General features: G+C 43.1%; 20 protein-coding genes, 1 riboswitch and 1 other annotated feature (1 of these 22 cut by a window edge). All 20 genes read left to right on the top strand.

All coding sequences use genetic code 11. From position 1 onward, the window contains the following. Nucleotides 1-32 precede the first annotated feature (32 nt). The 20 genes from NQ541_RS09985 (at nucleotide 33) to NQ541_RS09890 (ending at nucleotide 21,187) form a co-directional block, all read left to right on the top strand. Nucleotides 33-1,094, top strand: coding sequence for a PD-(D/E)XK nuclease family transposase (locus NQ541_RS09985; RefSeq protein WP_005611579.1), 1,062 nt, complete (start codon nucleotides 33-35; stop codon nucleotides 1,092-1,094). A gap of 40 nt (nucleotides 1,095-1,134) precedes the next feature. After that, nucleotides 1,135-1,327, top strand: a riboswitch (cobalamin riboswitch). Between the two features lie 222 nt (nucleotides 1,328-1,549). After that, nucleotides 1,550-2,746 carry a sirohydrochlorin cobaltochelatase gene (locus tag NQ541_RS09980; protein WP_005611582.1) on the top strand — a complete coding sequence of 399 codons (1,197 nt, stop codon included), beginning with the start codon at nucleotides 1,550-1,552 and terminating at the stop codon, nucleotides 2,744-2,746. 13 nt (nucleotides 2,747-2,759) lie between these two features. Further along, nucleotides 2,760-3,311, top strand: a complete 552-nt coding sequence (locus tag NQ541_RS09975) for a hypothetical protein (protein ID WP_023920938.1) — start codon at nucleotides 2,760-2,762, stop codon at nucleotides 3,309-3,311. Between the two features lie 140 nt (nucleotides 3,312-3,451). Then, nucleotides 3,452-4,294: a YitT family protein gene (locus tag NQ541_RS09970; protein ID WP_005611586.1), complete on the top strand. Its 843-nt coding sequence runs from the start codon at nucleotides 3,452-3,454 to the stop codon at nucleotides 4,292-4,294. 134 nt (nucleotides 4,295-4,428) lie between these two features. Next, nucleotides 4,429-5,280, top strand: a complete 852-nt coding sequence (locus NQ541_RS09965; protein WP_005611590.1) for an energy-coupling factor transporter ATPase — start codon at nucleotides 4,429-4,431, stop codon at nucleotides 5,278-5,280. After that, on the top strand, nucleotides 5,265-6,143 hold the full coding sequence (locus NQ541_RS09960) for an energy-coupling factor transporter ATPase (protein WP_005611592.1): 879 nt from the start codon (nucleotides 5,265-5,267) through the stop codon (nucleotides 6,141-6,143). The genes NQ541_RS09965 and NQ541_RS09960 overlap by 16 nt, the downstream gene beginning before the upstream one ends. After that, nucleotides 6,140-6,964 (top strand): energy-coupling factor transporter transmembrane component T family protein, encoded by an 825-nt coding sequence (locus NQ541_RS09955; RefSeq protein ID WP_005611595.1) that lies wholly within the window; start codon nucleotides 6,140-6,142, stop codon nucleotides 6,962-6,964. Before NQ541_RS09960 ends, NQ541_RS09955 begins: the two co-directional genes overlap by 4 nt. Nucleotides 6,965-6,998: 34 nt before the next feature. After that, a complete protein-coding gene (gene truA / locus NQ541_RS09950; protein ID WP_044940809.1) occupies nucleotides 6,999-7,817 on the top strand; it encodes a tRNA pseudouridine(38-40) synthase TruA in 819 nt (272 codons plus the stop codon). Beyond that, nucleotides 7,786-8,544, top strand: a complete 759-nt coding sequence (locus tag NQ541_RS09945; protein ID WP_005611599.1) for a LytR/AlgR family response regulator transcription factor — start codon at nucleotides 7,786-7,788, stop codon at nucleotides 8,542-8,544. Before truA ends, NQ541_RS09945 begins: the two co-directional genes overlap by 32 nt. Nucleotides 8,545-8,557: 13 nt before the next feature. Then, nucleotides 8,558-9,829 carry a sensor histidine kinase gene (locus NQ541_RS09940; protein ID WP_005611601.1) on the top strand — a complete coding sequence of 424 codons (1,272 nt, stop codon included), beginning with the start codon at nucleotides 8,558-8,560 and terminating at the stop codon, nucleotides 9,827-9,829. A gap of 175 nt (nucleotides 9,830-10,004) precedes the next feature. Then, a complete protein-coding gene (locus NQ541_RS09935; protein WP_005611605.1) occupies nucleotides 10,005-11,210 on the top strand; it encodes a hypothetical protein in 1,206 nt (401 codons plus the stop codon). Between the two features lie 72 nt (nucleotides 11,211-11,282). Beyond that, complete coding sequence (locus tag NQ541_RS09930; protein WP_005611608.1) at nucleotides 11,283-12,542, top strand: hypothetical protein; 1,260 nt, start codon at nucleotides 11,283-11,285, stop codon at nucleotides 12,540-12,542. 34 nt (nucleotides 12,543-12,576) lie between these two features. Continuing rightward, nucleotides 12,577-12,714 (top strand): hypothetical protein, encoded by a 138-nt coding sequence (locus NQ541_RS09925; RefSeq protein WP_155813741.1) that lies wholly within the window; start codon nucleotides 12,577-12,579, stop codon nucleotides 12,712-12,714. Between the two features lie 47 nt (nucleotides 12,715-12,761). Beyond that, a complete protein-coding gene (locus NQ541_RS09920) occupies nucleotides 12,762-15,053 on the top strand; it encodes an ABC transporter permease (protein ID WP_044940814.1) in 2,292 nt (763 codons plus the stop codon). Beyond that, a complete protein-coding gene (locus NQ541_RS09915) occupies nucleotides 15,044-15,919 on the top strand; it encodes an ATP-binding cassette domain-containing protein (protein WP_005611615.1) in 876 nt (291 codons plus the stop codon). Before NQ541_RS09920 ends, NQ541_RS09915 begins: the two co-directional genes overlap by 10 nt. A 272-nt stretch (nucleotides 15,920-16,191) precedes the next feature. Then, entirely contained in the window at nucleotides 16,192-16,923 is a 732-nt protein-coding gene (gene nagB, locus NQ541_RS09910) for a glucosamine-6-phosphate deaminase (RefSeq protein WP_005611617.1), read from the top strand. 333 nt (nucleotides 16,924-17,256) lie between these two features. Continuing rightward, a complete protein-coding gene (gene licT, locus NQ541_RS09905) occupies nucleotides 17,257-18,093 on the top strand; it encodes a BglG family transcription antiterminator LicT (RefSeq protein WP_044940820.1) in 837 nt (278 codons plus the stop codon). Nucleotides 18,094-18,142: 49 nt separating this feature from the next. Beyond that, a complete protein-coding gene (locus NQ541_RS09900) occupies nucleotides 18,143-18,628 on the top strand; it encodes a PTS sugar transporter subunit IIA (RefSeq protein ID WP_005611622.1) in 486 nt (161 codons plus the stop codon). 112 nt (nucleotides 18,629-18,740) lie between these two features. Further along, on the top strand, nucleotides 18,741-20,210 hold the full coding sequence (gene nagE, locus NQ541_RS09895) for an N-acetylglucosamine-specific PTS transporter subunit IIBC (protein WP_005611624.1): 1,470 nt from the start codon (nucleotides 18,741-18,743) through the stop codon (nucleotides 20,208-20,210). A 203-nt stretch (nucleotides 20,211-20,413) separates the two neighbouring features. After that, nucleotides 20,414-21,187, top strand: a complete 774-nt coding sequence (locus tag NQ541_RS09890) for a copper homeostasis protein CutC (RefSeq protein WP_005611626.1) — start codon at nucleotides 20,414-20,416, stop codon at nucleotides 21,185-21,187. A gap of 49 nt (nucleotides 21,188-21,236) precedes the next feature. Then, nucleotides 21,237-21,314: a binding site (T-box leader), on the top strand (it continues 172 nt past the right edge of the window).

The raw sequence follows: 21,314 nt of genomic DNA, 5'->3' as shown, positions 1-21,314 counted from the left end.
AGAAAAAAATCATCAGAAGAAAGGAATTGCCTATGAAGAACAAACTGCAAAATTATTTTCCAATCATAAGGACAAGAGGGGAGGTGCTTGAAGAATTAAGAGAAAATAAAGAGTTGTGGAAAACTTTTTGTGGATGGAAAGAAACCTGTCAGCAGGAATATCTCGATCTATGTACGGGAGTGAAGGGAATCAAATTATTATATGATACTTATTTTAAAGCTATTATGAATCCTGATACCAGACCGGATCGGTTTAATGATTTTATATCAGAGATGTTGGGACAGAGAGTGAAAGTATTAAAGGTACTGCCAAATGAGTCTGCAAGGATTGCGGCTGAAAGTTCCCTGCTGGTGATGGATGTTGTAGTACAGCTGGAGGACGGAAGTATTGCAAATGTAGAGGTGCAGAAGATCGGGTATCTGTTCCCGGGAGAGAGAAGTGCGTGCTATTCGGCGGATCTGCTACTGAGACAGTATAAAAGAGCAAGGGAGGAACTGGGTGCAACATTCAGCTATAAAAATATAAAAAAAGTATACACAATCGTCTTGTTTGAAAAGAGTGGCAGTGAATTCAGAAAATTTTCAGCAGAGCTGTACCTGCATCGATTCCGACAGACAAGCGATACCGGCGTGGAGATCAATCTATTACAGGAGTATACATTTGTATGTCTTGACATTTTTAATAACATCATCCACAATAAAGATAAAAAGATAGAGAATAAATTGGAAGAGTGGTTGGTATTTCTAAGTCAGGATGATCCGGATATGATTATGAAACTGTTGGACAGGAATCCTGAATTTCAGAAAATTTATGAAGAAATCTACACTCTGTGCCTGAATATGGAAGGGATGATGGAGATGTTTTCAAAAGAACTGGAAATTATGGATCGAAATACAGTAAAGCTGATGATCGATGAGATGGAAGAAGAACTGAACGAGACAAAGCGGAAAGCGAAAAAGGAAGTTGATGAGGTGAAAAGGAAGGCAAAAGAAGAAATTGAAGAAGCGGAAAAGCGTGCAAAAGCAGCGGAGGAAGAGACTGAAAGATTACGCAGGACTTTGGAGGAGCAAAAAGGTAAGAGGGATATTTCTTGACAGATCTTCAGGGAAGGTGTTAGAATATCCCCGTTACAATTAAATGAAAGATGCGTAAGGTGTCAGTCGGACAAAATGTCAGGACTGGTGAAAAGGGAAACAGGTGCGAATCCTGTACGAACTCGTCACCGTATTTCGTGAGCAACAGCCGTAAGACCACTGGGAGACCGGGAAGGTAAGCTGGATGCGTCTGAACGATCAGCCGGGAGACCTGCCTTTCGCAGTACAGGAACGAAGAGTTCAGGCCACGAGGAATTGGCGGTACGAAAAAGATGACAGACTGTTTTTTATAAGAAGACGGTTTATTCGTGCGAAGCAGATGTTATTTGAACCCTCGTTTTTTAACGGGGGTTTTATTTACTTATTTATGCAGACAAAAGCCAGAGTCGGTGTATATCTGTATATCTGAACCGTTCTGTTCCAAAAAGCATTGATCAAAGATCAGGGAGGAAAAGATGAAGAAAAAATTATTGACAGCATTTCTGGTAACTGCACTTGGAATATCCATGTTAAGTGGATGTGGTGGAAAGAACAGTGACGACAATTCAACCAAATCTGAACAGTCAACCAAAGAAAAAGATCAGGAGGCGGCAGATAAAGTGGCAAAGCTGATTGATGATATTTATGTGCAGGAGAGGACAGACAAGACAGATGAGCAGTGCGAAGCTGCAAAGAAGGCATGGGATGCATTGACAGATGCACAGAAAGAGTTAGTAGAAGGTGAAAATGCAGACCCGGATTATTTCGGAAGAGATACGGGAGACGCATCAAAAGATGATCCACTGAATGAGGATGAGATTGGGGAAAATGAACTTTTAGTTGTAAGTTTCGGAACTTCCTTTAATGACAGCCGTGCAGAGGATATTGGTGGAATTGAAAAGGCACTTCAGGCAGCTTATCCTGAGTGGTCTGTAAGAAGAGCATTTACGGCTCAGATCATCATCAACCATGTTCAGGCACGTGACGGAGAAAAGATTGATAATATGGATCAGGCTTTAGAAAGAGCTGTAAAGAACGGTGTCAAGAATCTGATCGTGCAGCCGACGCATCTGATGCATGGTGCAGAATATGATGAGCTGACAGAAGCAGTGGAAAATTATAAAGATAAGTTCGAGTCAGTAAAAATTGCAGAGCCACTGCTTGGAGAAGTTGGTTCCGATGCAACTGTGATCAATGCAGATAAGGAAGCCGTAGCAAAAGCGATCACAGCAGAGGCAGTAAAAGTAACCGAGTATGAAAGCCTGGATGCTGCAAAAGAAGCAGGAACAGCATTTGTATTTATGGGACATGGAACATCCCATACAGCAAAGATCAGCTATTCCCAGATGCAGACGCAGATGGAACAGCTTGGATATGAGAATGTATTTATCGGAACAGTAGAAGGTGAACCGGAAGAGACTTCCTGTGAGTCAGTGATTGAAAAGATCAAAGCAGCAGGATACAAAAATGTTGTACTTCGTCCGCTGATGGTTGTAGCAGGAGATCATGCCAATAATGATATGGCAGGCGATGATGATGATTCCTGGAAGAGCCAGTTTGAAGCGGCAGACGCATTTGACAACATTGAGACTCAGATTGCCGGTTTAGGTGAGATTAAAGAGATCCAGCAGCTTTATGTAGCTCATACAAAAGCAGCAATGGATGCAGAATAGGAGATTATTTTTCATGAGAAAAAGACTGTTGGCAGTGACACTTTCTGTTATGATGACTGCCTCAATGCTTGCAGGATGTGGCGGTAAGGCAGATACGAAAGATACTAAGAAAGTACAGACAGAACAGGATTCTTCAAAAGAGGAAGGAACAGCAGAAGAATCTTCGGAAAAGAAAAATGCAGCAGAAGATGCAGGACTGGAAGATGGTGTATATACTGCAGAATTTCATACAGACAGTTCGATGTTTCATGCAAATGAGACAAAGGATGGAAAGGGAACTTTGACTGTGAAAGACGGAAAGATGGTCTTTCATGTCACCCTTCATTCAAAGAATATTGTCAATCTGTTCCCTGGTAAGGCAGAGGATGCCCAGAAGGATGGAGCAGAACTTCTGCAGCCGACCGTAGATACGGTGACCTATTCCGATGGAACTACGGAAGAGGTTTATGGATTTGATATTCCGGTTACAGTGATCGATCAGGAGTTTGATCTGGCTCTGATCGGGAAAAAAGGCGTGTGGTATGATCACAAGGTAAGTATTGAAAATCCGTTGAAAGATGAATAAATCTTCTTATAAAGCAGATTTGTACAGATGGCAGAGTCGGGGACTTTTGCCCCCGACATCTATGAATCTGTATAAAGAATAATTCGAGCTTAAACGGAGCATACTGAGTACGATAAAAAGGAAAGGTATGCTCTTTTATTATGAAAAAATCGCATCTGTATGATTTCTTATATAATATAGCAGGAAGTATTTTGTATGCGGCAGGGATTGATACCTTTGCCGGGGCAGCAGGATTTGCACCGGGCGGTGTATCAGGACTTGTCCTGATCCTGAATCATCTGTGGGGACTGCCGGTGGGGATCATGACCCTGATTTTAAATGTTCCGCTAGTTCTGATCAGCTATAAAGTAGTAGGAAAAAAGTTTCTTCTGAAGACGGCGGTGACCATGCTTATTTCAACCTTTTTTCTGGATCTTGTATTTCCCTTTTTTCCACTGTACCGCGGACAGCGTCTGCTGGCAGCAGTTTATTCAGGAGTCTTGCTGGGCGGAGGAATGGTGTTGTTCTATCTGCGGGGTTCGTCCTCTGGAGGAATCGATTTTCTGACTATGGCAATAAAAAAGAAGCATCCGTCGTTTTCGCTTGGGAAAATCACCCTGATGATCGATCTTGCAGTCATTCTTCTTGGCTGGCCGGTATTCGGGGATGTGGATGCAGTGCTGTACGGACTGATCTCTACCTTTGTGTCGGTGGTGGTGATCGATAAAGTTCTTTACGGGATCGGGGCAGGAACACTTGCGATCATTATTACGTCTGACGGGGGAAAGACGGCAAAAGCGATCCGGGAAAATGCAGACCGGGGTGTGACCATTTTAGAAGCTACCGGAGGGTATACCGGACAACAGAAAAGTGTACTGCTGTGTGCCTGCTCCAAGTCGGAAGCCTATATGGTTCAGGAGGCAGTGAGAAAGACGGATGAGACCGCATTTCTGATGTTCACTGAGACGAGTGAAGTATTCGGGGAAGGGTTTAAGCATTCCTGAAGAGATGGGGATATCCGGAGAAGGCTTTCAGCATTCCCGGCTTGCAAATTCCCGTGTCATACCGTACAATAAAATCCGTTGGATAAATGAAATTAGAAACTCGATGAAATACGATTCAGGAGAGGCGGTATACCATGGGCATGATACGTGCTGAAAAGCTTGTATTTGAATATGATAAACGAGACGAAGACGGCAATGTGATCGGAAGCCGCAGAGCCATTGACGGAGTGGACATCGACATTCCGCAGGGGTCTTTTGTGGCAGTGCTGGGGCATAATGGTTCAGGAAAATCCACACTGGCAAAGCATATGAATGCGATCCTTGTTCCGACAGACGGGACAATGTGGGTGGACGGAAAAGATACAAAGGATTTGGAGAAACTGTGGGAGATCCGGCAGAGTGCCGGAATGGTCTTTCAGAACCCGGACAACCAGATCATCGGAACGGTGGTAGAAGAGGATGTCGGATTCGGACCGGAAAATCTCGGAGTTCCGACAAAAGAGATATGGAAAAGAGTAGAGGACAGTCTGCGTGCTGTCGGGATGCTGGACCGGAGAAAAGATTCTCCCAATAAGCTTTCAGGCGGTCAGAAGCAGAGAGTGGCGATCGCAGGAGTGATCGCAATGGAGCCAAAATGTATTGTACTGGATGAGCCGACTGCCATGCTGGATCCAAATGGAAGAAAAGAAGTAATTCATGCAGTGGAAAAGCTTCGGAGAGAAAAAAATGTGACTGTGATCCTGATCACTCATTATATGGAAGAAGTGGTGGATGCAGATCAGGTCTTTGTCATGGATGATGGCCGGATCGTTATGCATGGCACACCACGGGAAATTTTCAGCCGGGTTGATGAACTGAAAAAATATCGGATGGATGTACCACAGGTTACGATGCTGGCAGATGAGCTGATCCGCCGTGGAGTGGATCTGCCAAAAGGAATTTTAAGAAGGGAAGAACTGGTAGAAGCATTATGTCGATTACGTTAGAACATCTCAGTTATGTATACAATCCGGGAACCGCTTACGAGAAGCACGCATTGAAGGATGTCAGTCTTGAGATTCCACAGGGACAGTTTGTCGGGATCATTGGTCATACCGGTTCAGGAAAATCTACTCTGATCCAGCATCTGAACGGATTGATGAAAGCGACCTCAGGAAGGCTGCTCTATGAAGGAAAAAATATTTATGAAGAAGGATACGATATGAAGCAGCTCCGCACGCAGGTCGGACTGGTGTTCCAGTATCCTGAATATCAGTTATTTGAAGTGGATGTATTAAGTGATGTCTGCTTTGGTCCAAAGAACCAGGGGCTTTCAAAAGAAGAATGCGAGGCACAGGCAAAAGAGGCATTGCAGTTAGTCGGATTCCCGGAGAAATATTATCATCAGTCTCCATTTGAACTCTCAGGAGGGCAGAAAAGGCGTGTGGCGATCGCAGGGATTCTTGCCATGCATCCAAAGGTACTTGTACTGGATGAGCCAACTGCGGGACTTGACCCGAAGGGAAGGGACGAGATTCTGGATCAGGTGGCACAGCTTCACGAAAAGACCGGGATGACAGTAGTTCTGGTATCCCACAGCATGGAAGATGTGGCAAAATATGTAGACCGTCTGATCGTGATGAACCAGGGGGAAAAAATGCTGGACGGAACACCGCAGGAAGTCTTCCGGCATTATAAAGAACTTGAGGCAGTCGGTCTTGCTGCACCGCAGGTAACTTACGTGATGCATGACCTGAAAGAAAAGGGATTTGAAGTGTCAGCAGATGCGGCAACGGTAGAAGAAGCCGCAGATGAGATCATGAAATGCCTGAAGCAGACCCGAAAGGCAGAAAGAGAGGTGCAGGCATGATCCGTGATATTACAATAGGACAATATTATCCGGCACAGAGTCAGGTACATAGGTTAGATCCACGGGTGAAGATCGTCTGCACGCTGGCATTCCTGGTTTCCTTATTTTTACAGAACAGTATTTTAGGATATGTAGTTGCATTTGCATTTCTTGCAATGGTGATCCGACTTTCAAAAGTACCGGTAAAATTTATTGTCAGAGGACTGAAACCCATCGTGATCCTGCTGCTTTTTACGGTGCTGATGAACCTGTTCCTTACGAGGAATGGAAATATCCTCTTTCATTATGGAATCCTTACGATCACGGAGGGCGGTCTGCGGACATGCGTTTTTATGACGGTGAGACTGATCTTTCTGGTGATGGGATCTTCCATCATGACATTTACGACGACCCCGAACAGCCTGACAGACGGAATCGAAAAGCTGCTTCATCCGATGAACCGGATCCATGTTCCGGTGCATGAGATCGCGATGATGATGTCGATCGCTCTCCGCTTTATTCCAATTCTTTTGGAAGAGACGGATAAGATCATGAAAGCACAGATCGCAAGAGGGGCAGATTTTGAATCGGGAAATATCCTGCAAAGGGCAAAGGCGATGACCCCGATCCTTGTGCCACTGTTCGTATCTGCATTCCGACGGGCGAATGATCTTGCAATGGCAATGGAAGCAAGATGTTACCATGGCGGGGATGGAAGAACAAAGATGAAACCATTGCAGTATCATAGAAACGACAGAGTTGCTTATCTGATCACACTGCTGTATTTAGTGGCGATTGTAGGTGCAGGAAGATATATTCCATTTAAGATATGGATTTTTTGATAATCAGATAATAGAAAAAGAGGACAGGAAAAGAATGAAACGAATCAGACTGACAGTTGCCTATGACGGAACCGATTACTGTGGCTGGCAGGTCCAAAATAATGTGGCAACGATAGAAGGAGAACTGAATACGGTACTGACTCAGCTGACCGGGCAGACAGTAAAGGTGATCGGGGCGAGCCGGACAGACGCAGGGGTTCATGCGAGAGGAAATGTAGCGGTATTCGATACGGAATCTTCCATTCCACCGGAACGGTTTCTTTATGCCGTGAATGCGTTGCTCCCGGAAGATATCGTAGTAGTTGATTCCTGCGAGGTGGCGGCAGACTGGCATCCAAGACACTGCAATACAGAAAAGACCTATGAATACCGGGTGCTGAATCAGAAACTTCCCGATCCGATGAGGAGGAGAGATACTTATTTCGTCTCTTTTCCGCTGGATTTGGAGCGGATGAGACAGGCAGCAGGATATCTGGAGGGGGAGCATGACTTTAAAAGCTTCTGTAATGTGCATACGCACGTAGAAGATACAGTCCGCACCATATACCGGCTGGAAGTGATCCGGGAAGAAAATGTGATCACATTCCGGGTCAGAGGAAACGGATTTCTTTACAATATGGTGCGGATCCTTGCCGGAACACTGATCGGAGTCGGAAGAGGACTGATCGATCCGGAAGAGATCCCTGCGATGTTGGAGGCAAAAGACCGGCAGGCAGCGGGAATGACCGTGCCGCCGCAGGGACTGACACTGATGAAGATCGATTATCTGGATGGAAGAGTGCAGACGGGCGGTAAGGGCCGACGGTTGAAAGCTGAGCCTGGTGAGGGTCAATTATTTAGAACGAGTTTATAAGGGATGGGGGAATGGAAAGTTGAAGGCAGTGGTCTGCGAAGATGAAGAGGCACTTCAGCTTTTTTTAGAAAAGCAGGTATGTGAGTGTATGGAAGAAGCCGGGATCAATGGGAGTTGCGAAGTATTTTCATCGGCAGAAGAATTACTGGACAAAGGAAATCCTTTTTATGATCTTTATCTGCTGGATATTCAGCTTGGTCAGATGACGGGAATGGAACTGGCGGAAAAGATCAGGGAGAAAGATGACCATGCAGTGATCCTTTTTGCAACAAATTATAAAGAAATGATCCGTAAGGCATTTCAGGTATCGGCACTGGATTATTTGGTGAAACCATTGGATGAGGTGGAAGTAAGACAGGCATTATTGCGTTCTTTCCGGTATCTGTCAAAAAAAAGAAACCGGATTGCTTTAAAAAATCAGTCAGGAGTGGAGATCTTTTATCACGAAGAGATTGAGTACATAGAAAGTGAAAAAAGAAAAGTGCGGATCTGCAGCAGGCGAGGCAGCGGTGAATTTTATGTGCGGCTCAATGACCTGGAACAGGAGTTAAAAGGCAGTCTGCTTGTGAGAGTTCATACTTCTTTTATCATTAACCTTGAGAAAATACGAAGTGTGCGGAAAGATACGATCACGATGGAGTCAGGAAAAGAAATTCCGGTGACAAGGAAATATAAAGATCGGTTTAACAGGGCATTTCAGAATTATTGCCTGGAAATGCGAAGATGAGAGTGGGAATGATATGATAATACCAATAATTGAGGTGATACAGACCTATTTATTCGTATCGTGCTTTTTAAAAAGAAAAGTAAGGTTTGGAAAGGTGCTGGACTGGTTGGTTCTGATTGGAGTTTCGGAAGTTGGAACAATCGGAAATCATTACTTTCAGGATGCGAATATAAATATATTGATTGCAGTGATAGAACTGTTCATTCTTTTATCCTTTTTTGAGGGTGGGGTGAAGAGGAAAATTCTGGCTGGACTGCTCTATTTAGTCTTTGCATTTTTAGCTGAAGGTGTTGTGGCTGTGGGGCTGTCAAGAGCATATGATATCCGGATCAGTGACATGGGAAATCAGGAGGAGGCAGTGATCCTGCTGGGAAAGAGATATTCCAGAGAAATCCGGATTATTGCAACAATTTTCTTCTATTTGCTGTCAAGAAAAAAGAGAGATACAGAGAAAAGGGATATACAGGGACAACTACTGGTCATCCCGGCACTTAGTGCGGTTCTGCTTGTAATTGTGACAGAGGATCAGTTTGCAAGAGAGCAGATCAATGTGTGGATGGAAGTGATGCTGATCCTGTTTATTCTGATTATCAATGTAGTATTATATGTGCTTTTTCGCAGGCAGGAAGTTTATTTCAGGGAAGAGGAAATGATCCGGAATCAGTTAAAAGAACTGGAATATGAATCAGCCCATTACAGGGAATTAGAACAACATCAGCAGGAAATCCGAAGAATCAGGCATGATATAAAAAATGAATTGTCGGGCATTTATGGTTATCTTGAAAATGGAGAAGTGGGAGAAGGAAAAAAGGAGATTGAGACACTTCTTCAGCAGATGACTGCGGCAGAACAGAAAATTTTTACTGCAAATGCAGTTGTAAATGGAATCCTGAATCTGAAGTTACAGAAAATGGAAATGGCTCAGATAGAATATGAGTTTGATATTCACATACCGGAACAGTTAAAAATTCAGGGAACAGATTTAGGCGTACTGCTGGGGAACTTACTGGATAATGCAATCGAGGCATGCCAGGAGTTTCAGGGAGAAAAAAAGATCCGGCTTCTGATGGAATATCAGAATAGCGGAGTAGTGATACACTGCGAAAATCCATGCAATGAAGATACAGAGACACTTCAGACAAAGAAGAAAGATAAGATAAACCATGGATTTGGGATGGGAAGTATTGCACAGATTGTAAAAAAATATGATGGTTTTTGGGAATATCAGATGAAGTCAGGTTTATTTAAAGTTACGGTAAATCTGTGGGAAAGAGAAATGATATAGAAGTATATTGATATAGAAAATAGATGGATATGGTATAAAATTGAAAATAATACCCTCTTTTTGTGTGAATTATTACATAAAAAGGGGGTATTTGTTACATTTTCGGAAATGAGAGGGGAAATCCAAATATAATACAAAGTAAAAGAGACTTTATATACCGGACGGAGGTGACAAAATGAAAAGAAAGTTATTTTTATTAACTGGAATTATTTTTGTGCTTTTGAGCGGATGTGGGAAAGAAAAAAATTCTGCTGTGAAAGATCAATTTGAATCCGGGTATATGGAATTATTTGGAACGCATCCTGCTGTAACAAAAAAAGGAGATTTTCAGGTAATGGAAGGAATTGCATATTTTACAGATTACAAAAATCAGATTTGTACCCCCATCTGTAATAAACCGGATTGTCGTCATTTGTCGGTATATGAAGATGAAGATACACAATGCAATGCAGTTTGTGATGGGGTAAGAATTTTTCCATATAAGGAGAAGCTTTATCGTATCAGGACAGCAGAAAATGGGAAGAGTGAACTGGTTCTGTCAGACTTAGATGGGAGCAATCCCAAAAGTGGAGGAACTTTTGATACCGGATCACTCTTGACGGATGCAGTTGTGAGAAAAAATAAGCTGTATTACGTCAGTATGGTGATGAATGATGCAACAGGAGAGATAACCGGATCAGGAGAAGCGACTGAGACACCTGTCTGGAAGTTATGTTCACTGGATTTAGATACCATGGATCAAAAACTAATTTTAGAAATAAAGGATGCACGAAGTTTTTGCCTGTTGGGAGGGAATGAGGAGTATCAGTTTTATGCGGTAATAAAAGACCGTGGTGCAGAGTATTACAGATTTGATTATCTGAATGAAGAGACGGTTTCGATACTATTGAATACAGGAAGTTATTCAAAAATAAAAATGTCAGATGACGGAAAGGCTCTTTACTATGTAGGAAATGATGGAAAAGAGATTTATAAATATGAGACTGAGACAGAAAAAATAAGTTCTGTTGTGGGAGCGGGAGAACTGAAAAAAATTACTGCGGCTACGGAGATAGAACTTGTGATAGAAGGAGAGCATGAGGGAACGGTTTTATTCAGGATATTACCCGAAAATGAACTGTATGTAAAGAAGGGGACGGAAATTCTGAGAACAGGGCTTAGTGAGCGGCTGCCGGAAGAAGCAGCGTGGCTGAGCGGAATTAGAAGTACCACAAAGGAAGGCTTTTTCTTTTCTTATCAGGCGAACAATGAAAAATCAGATACAGAGGGAGATCTTATTAACTGGTATGCGTATATTAGCTGGTCGGAGCTGTTCGATAAAGAGGGAAAAATAAAAGTAGTACATAGTCCGCATATTTCATCCGCAGGAAATCTTCTTTAGAAATTCTTTCATTTTCTCCAAAGGCTCTCTTAAGTCATACTTGATAAATTAAAAGAAAAAGGGGTGTTAGAGATGAAGAAAAGGGGAAAAAGGCAGTTCGGATCGAGAATCCTTGCAGGAATGATCGTGTTGTCTGTATGTGGGTGTGCGGGGCGTATCCCTCAGGAAAAAAGAGCAGCGATCGGGTCGGATTATATGGAAATATATGGCGGGAATACAATAACCAGGACAGGCTATTTTACAAATGCAAGCGGAATCCTTTATTATGTAGATTTCACAACGCAGGATGCAATTCCGGTCTGCAATAAACCGGACTGCAGGCATCTTTCAAAAGCGGAAGATGCTGATACAGAATGTGATGCAGCGATTGACGGGGCAAGAGTGTTTCCATATAAGGGGAAGCTGCTCGGAATCAGTGAAGATTCAAAAGGAAATGAAGAAATCTACAGTTCTGATATAGACGGGAGCAACCGGAAGGTGAAGAAAAAACTGGAAAGTTCTAATATGTTCATTAATGAAGGCGTAATTGCGAAAGATTCATTTTTTTATGTAGCAACAATGCCTGAAGTGGATGACCAGGAAAATATGAAGTGGATTTCAGTATTGAAAAAACTAAATTTAGATACTTTTGAGGCAACGCAGTTAGATTCTGTAGAATGTAAAGACGCTTTGGGATTTCAATTACTTGGAGGAACTGAAGAATATCAGATTTATTCTTTGATCAATGATAATGAAACTTTATTTTACAAGCTGGATTATGAGTCATGTGAATCGGAACAGATTGAATTATTTCAAAGCGGATATGAGCGGATTTTACCTGAAGAAAATGAAAACAGCTTTTATTATCTGAGTATTGAGGGCGGAGAAAGAAATCTTTATCAATATGATATTGACAGTAGAAAAAATAAGCTTTGCCTTGAAAATGAGAAAATTCTGGAGAATGCCGGAGGGAATATTGTAGGATCAGACCTGTGTGGAAAATGTCAGGAAGGAATCGTGTACTGGGTCAGAACATGGACTGAGGAGCGAGAAGAGAAGATGTTCTTACTGGATCATAATGGAAAAATACAGGAACTGTCGATGCCACAACAACTTCCGGTTGCAGGTACTCATTTCTATGATGTGATATGTGCAACAGAGAAAGGAATGTACTTTTGGTATTTAAAGGATTTTGAATCCAATGGTTTTCAGGACAATGTCGACTGGCAGGCATACACGGAGTGGGAGGATTTAGTCAATGAGAAAAGTGTCATAAAAAATGTGATAAAGCCACATATGACAGCTATGGGTGAACTGGTTGACGAAAATGGAAATCCGATAAACGGACAGTAACTGGTTGGTGATATTAAAAAAAGGGGTGCTGGAGATGAGGAAAAGGGGAAAAGTTTTCGTTTTAACAGGCAGTATCGTTGCAATGCTGATCACAGGAACCGGATGCTCGAAAAAGAATACAGGAATCAAGAATCCGGTGGATGAAGACGGCAATATGACCGGCAGCAAATGATTTAGTATTAAAAGGGTCAGGGGATGTTTCGGGAGGAGGGGATGCGGATGCGGCATCTGAAATATGAATGGGAGAAGTTTTTCTCTTTTCGTTATTTTTGGTTTTTATGTGCAGTATTTTTGTTATTTAATTTATGGAATCTTTCGGAGCAGATCCGGATGGAATTTCCGGCATCTTCTGTCCGGCAGCTTTATACAGATTTTCAGGAGCAGCCGGAAGAATCGAAAGGACAATGGCTGGAAGAGCAGAAAGCGAAGAAAAATGCCCACTATACAGGCAACCAGTATATGGAAGAAGAATTATTTAAAAAGCTTTCGAGAGAATGGATCCAGACAGAAAAATATGATGAATATCTGGAGGAGATCAAAGAGAGAAGTGCAAAAATGTCAGGTTCTATTTTCTCGGATGAAGGAACCTTTGCCTGGAGAAACGCAAAAGTGACTCCTGTGGCTTATGAGAAACTGAAAGGAACGAAGCTTTCCTTTGATCTGTCGGATGGTATTGTAAAGGCAACAAAGGCAGATTTTACTGATCTGTGCATGACGATCCTGTTGATGGCAGCAGTTTATTTCCTGATCCTTGATGAGAAAAAGAATAAATTGTATCCATTATTGAGGTCTGCCAGCCGTGGCAGGGCAGAGGTCATCGGTGCAAAACTGGGAGTGATGGCAGGGATTACGGGACTTTTGGTTCTGCTGCTATATGGAAGTAATTATCTTTTTATTTTCCATCAGTATGGTTTTGGAAATCTCACACGTCCCCTTCAGTCAGTGACAGCGTTTTATGAAAGTCCGTTCAGACTGACAGCAGGGCAATATCTGTGGATGTATCTGCTTTTGAAACTGGTGGTGTGCTATGCGGCTGCATTGCTGATGATATGGATCGCACAAAAGGCAGGGACACCGGCAGGAGCGATTCTCGCGATCAGCACAGGAGCAGTTGCAGAATATCTGCTGACCGTGCTGCTCCCGTCAGTCTCTTATGCGGACGGACTGAAGTATATCAATCTTGTGGAGTATATCAAAATATATCCGCTTTTTACGAAGTATCATAATCTTGATTTTTTTGAATATCCGGTCAATGCAATGAGGATTTTTCCGATTGTGCTGCCGTGTCTGCTGCTTCTTTTTATCGTGCTGAATCTGACCACATTTTGTAGCCACAGATATGGTACAAAATCTGGCAGACAGGGAGGTACAGAGAAACTATGGAGAAAACTCCGGAAGACTGCCCGGGGTAAAAAAAGAAGGAAGCGGAAGAAAAAAGGCTTTATTTCGGACAGCCTGGTATGGCATGAGAGTTTCAAAAGTTTTCTGACGAACCGGACAGTGTGGGTGTGCGTGGCAGTATTGTATGGAGCAATTCTTCTCGGAAGAGGTCTGATGATATGGAACAGCGTGGAAGAAGAATACTATAAATATTATATGACCAAAGGACAGGGAGAACTGACGCAGGAGAAACTGGAAACTTTTGAGAATGAAAAGAAACGTTATGATGACATTTATTCCATGACCCCGGAGCAGTGCGGACTGAGCAGTGAGGAGATCAGCAGCCGGCAGGAGGAAATACAGTATCAGTACAGTGGGTTCATGAGAGCATATGAACAGGTTCAGTATGTGGTGGAAAATAACCGGGCAGCAGGAACGGACGAACAGCAGCTGATCTATGAAGGTGGATATGAGCAGTTGTTTGGAGAGATTTCCATGAAAGGAAGGCTGATCGGAGAGTTGCTTTGTGTTCTTGTGGCAGTATACAGTGCTGCAGGACTTCTTGGGATGGAATATGACCTGAAGGTGATGAATCTTCTGCAGAGTACGAAGAAAGGAAGGGGAACACTTCTGCGGGTAAAACTTGGAGTGGCAGCGGGAGTCACTACTGTCATGTTCGTTCTTGTAAAGATACCGGTTGTGATGCGGATCGTTCAGAATTATCCACTGACAGGATGGACGGCAAAAGTCCGTTCCATGCGATTTGCAGGGACATCGGTTTTTAACTGTCCGGTGTGGGCGTATGTGTTGCTTTTGCTTCTGTTGCAGCTGGGAACTTTGTATGTGGTGATCCTGTGCGTGACAGCATTGTCGGCAGTCTTAAAAGATACGATGCTGACACTGATCCTGTCGGTTCTGTTATTTGGCGGTACGCTGGTCATGGAATGGGGCGGACTTGGAATGATTCATTCCTGGAGCATCAATACATTACTGGACGGACACCGTCTGCTACAGTCAGGAGGAATGCAGTTTGCACTGACGGTACTGGTCTTTTGGGGAGTCCTTCCATTGGCGGCAGGAACCGTTCTGCACAGAGTCTATAAGAAGAGGGGGCAGGCGATATGGAATTAAAGATACAGGATCTGTGTAAAAGTTATGGAAAGAAAAAAGCATTGTGGAAATTTACAACAGAATTTGAAAATGGTATCTACGGGATCCTTGGTCCCAACGGAGCCGGAAAAAGTACACTGCTGAATATTCTGACGGATAATCTTCTGCGGGATTCCGGGAGTGTCCTGTATGATGGAGAGGAAATATTGAACCTGGGGGCATCTTATCGGGAAATTATGGGATATATGCCGCAGCAGCAACAGCTTTATGATACCTTTACGGTTACACATTTTATTTCTTATATGGGAACGCTGAAAGGGATGAAAAGCAGGGACATCCAGAGAAGAATGGACGAGCTGCTCCCGCTTCTGAATCTGCAAAAGGTAAGAAAGAAGAAACTGAAAGAACTTTCAGGTGGAATGAAGCAGCGGGTGCTGTTGCTGCAGGCATTGCTGAATGATCCGAAATTTCTGATCCTGGATGAACCGACTGCCGGACTTGACCCGAAAGAGCGGATCAGGATCAGGAACCTGATCTCAGATCTGAGTGAAGACAGGATTGTACTGATCGCAACCCATGTGGTATCGGATATCGAATTTATTTCTAAAGAAATTTTATTAATGAAAAACGGGAGACTGGTGGATCAGGACAGCCCGGAAAATCTGCAAAAGAGGATTTACGGTCATGTTTATGAACTGTGCATCAGCCAGGATGAACTGGCGGAAGTGAAGAAAGAATATGAAATCAGCAATCTGTTCCGCAGAGACGGCGAGATCATCGTGCGGGTGATTGCGGACAAGTGTCCCGTTAAATATGATGCAGTGAAAGTCAGCCCGACGCTGGAGGATGTATATCTGTATGAATTTGAGGGAGTAAAGAGGCGGTAACATTTTCCCACAAAGGTCAAAGAGGTGTTGACAATAGAACGTTTCACTGCTAAGATTAACAGTAGTTGAAAATACTGGATTGTTACTTATCAGAAGGCAAAACCAGATTTCGGAAAATAAAGGTTGCTTTATGGACTGAAAGTCTGGTTTTCTTTATCTGACAGTGCAGAACGATATCTGCCGGATAAGAAGGATTGGATATAAGAAGTCAGGTCCGGTATTTGCAAAGAATCTAATATGATGAGACAAGTCAGAGCTGAGGAGGAAAAAAGATGAAGATTTATGAGACAAAAGACTATCAGGAGATGAGCAGACAGGCTGCTAATATTCTTTCAGCACAGGTTATTTTAAAGCCGGATTGTGTACTGGGTCTGGCAACAGGTTCTACACCGATCGGAACATACGATCAGTTAGTAGACTGGTATAATAAAGGAGATGTTGATTTCTCTCAGGTAAGAACAGTAAATCTTGACGAGTACAGAGGACTGACCCGTGACAATGACCAGAGCTATTATTATTTCATGCATAAGCATTTATTTGACCGTGTAAATATTAAGTTAGAGAATACAAATGTACCGGACGGAACTCAGGAAGATGCAGAGAAAGAGTGTGCAAGATATGAAGCACTGATCGAGTCCATGGGTGGAGTTGATATCCAGCTTCTCGGACTTGGACATAATGGACATATCGGTTTCAATGAGCCTGCAGCAGACTTTGCTGTTACAACTCACTGCGTAGATCTGACAGAAAGCACGATCGAGGCAAATAAACGTTTCTTTGAATCCGCAGATGATGTACCGAGACAGGCATATACAATGGGAATCGGAACGATCATGAAAGCAAAGAAGATCCTTCTGGTTGTTAATGGAGAAGGAAAGGCAGATATCGTTGCAAAGGCATTTTTCGGCCCGGTAACACCGGAAGTTCCGGCGTCTATCCTTCAGCTCCACAGAGATGTGACGATCGTTGCTGATAAGGCTGCACTGTCAAAGATACCTAGATAATTTTCAATATAGTTCGGTGCAGATTGTAAAAATCTGACAACTAAATGAGAATGTTTATTAAAAAAATATAAATAGTATAAAAATAAAATAAAATAATCGGTTGACTTTCCTCGTGATTTTTGATAGACTGAAGTTACGAAATAAGTCAACGGATTGTTACTGTAAGGCAGGCAAAACCAGATTCAATGAGCATACGGTGATGATGTATGTTCAGTTGGTCTGGTTTTTATTTTCACAGGAAGTTTTCTGGTGAAAGAGTTGCATTTAGCAGAAGGAACAGTAAGACATGAAAAGCGTGTCGGAGTCGGTACGTTATTTTGGAAGGTCGGTTGTATGACGATAGAAAAAGTGATCAATAATAATATTGTTTCAGCTTTTGATGAGACGGGAAGAGAAGTCGTAGTCATGGGACGCGGGATCGGTTTTGGAAGCAGACCGGGAGCAAAGATCCCTGAAGATAAGATAGAAAAGATTTTCAGGATCGAAAGCGGAAGCGTGGCAGATCAGTTTAAAGAGCTGCTTGCCGGAGTCCCGTTGGAGCATGCAAAGATCTCGAGTGATATTATTTCTTATGCAAAAGGTGCATTGAAACTGAAGCTGAATCAGAGCATTTATGTGACGCTTACGGATCATATTAATTTTGCACTTGCGAGATGTGCAAAGGGGATCAACCTTGAAAATGCACTGTTGTGGGAGATCAAGAGGTTTTATCCTCAGGAGTATGAACTCGGAAAATATGCGATTACCCAGATCAAAGAGCGTCTGAAGGTAGAATTGCCGGAAGATGAGGCAGGGTTTATTGCACTTCATTTTGTGAATGCAGAGTATGGAACCAATATCCGGGATGCGTTGCGTTTCCCGAATCAGATGAAAGAAATTCTGGAGATCGTGACGAGGGAGCTTGGTATCAAGCTGGATGAAGGGACGCTTCATTATGAGCGGTTTATTACTCATATGAAATTTCTGCTTCAGAGAGTTTACAGGAAAGAGCTTCTGCCGGACGAAGAAAGTGATCTGGCGGACATGATCAGCCAAAAGTATCCGAAAGAATTTGCCTGCAGTAAGAAAGTAGCGGATTATATAGAAAAGACCGCAGAGTGCAGGTTATCCGGTGAAGAAGTGATGTATCTTGCAATCCACATACGAAGGATTACAATGGCAGAAGAATAAAAATGCAATCAATATAAAAATAGAAGATAAAAAGCAGGAGGAAATGTAAATGTTTGGTGGACTTTTTAAGAAAAAGGATAATAAAATGATTCTTGGAGCTCCGGTAAAGGGAAAGGCAGTACCTCTTTCAGAGGTCAATGATCCGACTTTTGCAGAGGAGATGCTTGGAAAAGGAATGGCAGTCATTCCGGCAGAAGGAAAGATTTATGCTCCGGCAGATGGCGAGATCGGTATGGTATTTGATACACTCCATGCAGTCAGCCTTGTATCTGAAGAAGGGACAGAGATTCTGATCCATGTAGGTCTTGATACAGTCAAGATGAACGGAGAGGGATTTACAGGTCACGTAAAAGCAGGAGACAAGGTTAAGAAGGGAGATCTTCTCTTAGAGGTTGATCTTGATAAGGTAAAGGCTGCAGGATATGATACGATCACTCCGATGCTTGTCTGCAATACAATGGATTATGCATCAGTAGAAGGCGTGACCGGTAAAGAGGTAGAAGCCGGAGATGACGCAGTCATTATCGAAAAATAGGCGTGGCTGTTGCCTGAAAGCAGCGTACAACTTAGATTTTGACCGGAATCATGACCGGTTAAAATAGATAAAAGGGATTCAGCAATGAGAGATTTTGAGAAGGAGGAAAATTATGAAATTTTTACAGAAATTAGGTAAAGCTCTTATGCTGCCTGTTGCTTGTCTTCCTATCTGTGGTATCCTTATGGGTATCGGATATGCACTCTGCCCGGAAACAATGCAGGGTGGTGACATCACAGGTGTTGTTCAGCAGATTGGGTTCTTTCTTGTTAAAGCAGGTGGTGCCCTGATTGACCATATGGCAATTCTTTTTGCAATTGGTGTTGGTGTTGGTATGGCAGATGATAATGATGGTACAGCTGGTGTTGCAGCTCTTGCTTCCTGGCTGATGATCACAAACCTTCTGTCTACAGGAACAGTTTCAGTTATTAAGACACTGGAAGAGGGAACTACAAACTTTATCGCATTCAGCAAGATCGAGAACCCGTTCATCGGTATCCTTGCAGGTATCATCGGAGCTCTTTGCTATAACAAATTTAAGAGTGCGAAACTTCCTGACTGGCTGTCATTCTTCAGTGGAAAGCGTTGCGTAGCAATCATAGCCGGACTGGTTTCCATTATTGCATCTGCAATTCTTCTCTTTGTATGGCCTGTACTTTTCGGAGCACTGGTTGCACTTGGAAAAGGTATCGAAGGACTTGGAGCAGTTGGAGCTGGTATCTATGCATTCTTTAACAGACTGCTGATCCCATTCGGTCTGCATCACGCACTGAACAACGTATTCTGGTTCGATACAATCGGACTTGGAGACCTGTCTCACTTCTGGGCTGGAGAGACATCTGCTGATGTATCATGGAGCCTTGGAATGTACATGTCAGGATTCTTCCCATGTATGATGTTCGGTATCCCGGGAGCAGCTCTTGCAATGGTACATACAGCTAAGAGCAACAAGAAGAAAGCAGCAATCGGTCTTGTATCTTCAGCAGCAATCGCAGCATTTGTCTGCGGTGTTACAGAGCCATTCGAGTTCGGTTTCATGTTCCTTGCACCGGTACTGTACCTTGTATATGCATTACTCTATGGTATCTTTACAGTAGTTACAGTTCTGCTTGGATTCCGTGCCGGATTCAGTTTCTCAGCTGGTCTGACTGACCTGGTCTTCTCTGCTTCCCTTCCGGCAGCAGCTAAGACATGGCTGATCATTCCGCTTGGTATTGCAGCATTCGTAGTATTCTATGTAGTATTCCGTTTCGCAATCGTGAAATTCGACCTGAAGACACCTGGTCGTGAGGATGATGATGACAACGAAGCTGAGAAGTCAGCAGTTCTTTCTAACGATGACTTCACAGAAGTAGCTAAGATCATTCTTGAAGGTGTTGGCGGAAAAGAGAACGTTAAGTCTATCGATAACTGCATTACAAGACTTCGTCTTGAAATCAACGATTATACTAAGGTTGATGAGAAGAAGATTAAATCTGCCGGAGTAGCAGGTGTTATCCGTCCTTCCAAAACTGCAGTTCAGGTAATCGTTGGAATGAAAGTACAGTTCGTAGCTGATGAGTTCAAGAAACTCTGCAAATAAGAACGTATAAAATTGAATAAGTAATCCCTTTTAATGACCGGGGGCATGGCTGAAGGATTTGGCTGTGCACCCGGCTTTTCTATATAATTGGAAGAAAAAGAAAAGACCGGGGTGGAAAAAGGAAGGGAAATTGATGTAAAATGTGGATAAAGCAGTGAGAATAAGAAAAGCTGAAAATGTAAAAGCAGAAAGAGGGAAATGTGATGAAATATACTTTGGAAATCTGTACTGACAGTGTAGCATCAGCGGCAGCGGCACAAAAGGGCGGTGCAAAGAGGATTGAGCTTTGTTCCGGACTGGTGATCGGAGGACTGTCACCGGATCCTGCATTATTTAAAGGTGTACGGGCAAATACAGACCTGAAGATCAGGACTCTTCTGCGTCCGAGATTCGGGGATTTCTGTTATGATGAATATGAGTTTGAAATGTTGAAAGAAGAGGTTCAGATGTATCGGGAACTCGGGGCAGACGGAGTTGTGATCGGAATTTTAAGACCGGATGGGACAATGAATGTAGAGCAGATGGAAGAGCTTGTCAGGATTTCAGGAGATATGAAAGTGACGATGCACCGGGCCTTTGATGTGTGTAAAGATCCATATGAAACGCTGGAACAATGTGTCAGCCTTGGGATCGATACGATCCTGACCAGCGGACAGAAAGATTCTGCATGGAATGGAAGAGAAATGTTGAAAGAGCTGGAAGAAAGAGCGAAAGGCAGGATCGAAATCCTTGCAGGAGCAGGAATCAATCCGGGGGTGATCAGTAAGCTGCATGAATATACCGGACTGAAAGCATTTCATATGTCGGGAAAGACTGTGAAAGAAAGTAGAATGGAGTTTAGAAGGCAGGGAGTTCCGATGGGGATGCCTGGCATAAGTGAATTTGAAATCTGGCAGACAGACGAAGAAGCAGTCCGGGAGGCTGTGAAAGTCTTAAAGAATATTTCCGGTCTTGACAAAAGGGATGAGATAGTCTAATATCTGAGAGGAATGGACATGGGAATGTCCGAATATAATCAGGTAATAAAAGAAGGCTGTGAAGAGAAGAAGTAGCGGACAGAGGGACATACAGAAAGTTGCCGGCTGATGAGAGGCACATGGAAGA

This window comes from [Ruminococcus] lactaris ATCC 29176 (genome assembly GCF_025152405.1).
Taxonomy (GTDB): Bacteria; Bacillota; Clostridia; order Lachnospirales; family Lachnospiraceae; genus Mediterraneibacter; species Mediterraneibacter lactaris.
The sequence above is the reverse complement of the archived record's forward strand: the minus strand, read 5'-3'. Positions and strand labels throughout refer to the sequence as shown.